We start from the raw sequence: 1224 nt of genomic DNA on the forward strand, positions 1-1224 counted from the left end.
GGTGTGCGTAAAGATCACGGTGCAATTGTTCCCGCCGAAACCAAAATTGTTGGACAGGACCGCATTCACCCGATGATCACGCGGCGCCCCTGCGACCACATCCACGTTACATTTCGGGTCGGTTTCTTCGTGGTTCAGCGTTGGCGGAACCCGGCTCTCCTGGATCGCGGCAATAGCGGCGGCAGCCTCGACGGCGCCGGCCGCGCCAAGGGCATGGCCATGCTGGGACTTTGTCGAAGTCACCGGAATGCCGTCTGCCAATGTGCCGAAGACCTTGCGGATGACCCGGGCCTCGATTTCGTCATTGTGTTTTGTTGCGGTTCCATGGGCATTGACGTGGTCGATGTCTGCCGGTGTCAGACCAGCCTGAGCCAGAGCCCGCGACACTGCCAAAGCCGGACCGCGCCCGGTCGCATCCGGAGCGGTCATGTGGTAGGCATCGGTACTCATCCCGTAGCCTGCGATTTCGGCAAGGATGGTGGCCCCGCGTGCCCGTGCCCTTGTTTCCGATTCAAGAACTAGGATCGCGGCGGCCTCGCTCAGCACTACGCCGGTGCGGTTTCTGTCAAAGGGGCGGATGGCTTCGGGGCTGACATTTTTGAGAGCGTTGAACCCCGCAAGCGTGATCTTTGCCATAGTGTCGACGCCCCCGGCCAGCACCATGTCACAGCGCCCGTGCCGGATGTAATCTGCGCCATGACCCAACGCCACGTTACCTGACGAACAGGCGGTACTGAAAGCGAGATTGGGTCCCGAAAAACCAAAATCCTCGATGACCCGTGCGCCTGCTGAATACAAGGGGTAGTCCTGCAGATAGGAAAGGCGCTGTTCTTTCTTACGGGCAAAGGCCTCGTAATATGCGGTCGCGCCGATCATGCCCCCAAGGGTCGTTCCAAGAAAGACGCCAACGCGTGTCTTATCATAGTGGCTGGCATCCAGACCGGCCATAGCCATGGATTGACGGGCAGCGACAACGGCCAACATAGAACAGCGGTCCATCCGGCGCAGCTGCGCCTCCGGGAAATGCTCTGACAGGTCGATATCGACCTCACCACCAAGCCTTGCAGCAAGCGGTTCGGGATCGAAAGCCGAGACCTGAGCAATACCATTGGTGCCAGCCAGCACGTTCTTTGCAAAGCTGTGATAATCGTTGCCGATGGCGGAAAGCAGGCCGATGCCCGTGACCACTACACGTTCAGTCATGTCGGTTCCTCGATGGTTCGA

Annotated in this window: 1 protein-coding gene; it reads right to left on the reverse strand. The window is 59.5% G+C overall.

The window, feature by feature from the left end; genetic code table 11:
- On the reverse strand, positions 1 to 1203 hold a 1203-nt coding region (locus tag RA19_RS24890; RefSeq protein WP_052262058.1), incomplete at its 3' end, for a beta-ketoacyl-[acyl-carrier-protein] synthase family protein.
- Between the last annotated feature and the right edge of the window lie 21 nt (positions 1204 to 1224).

Origin of the sequence: Leisingera sp. ANG-M1, from assembly GCF_000813745.1 — a bacterium.
In the GTDB taxonomy this organism is placed as follows: Bacteria; Pseudomonadota; Alphaproteobacteria; order Rhodobacterales; family Rhodobacteraceae; genus Leisingera.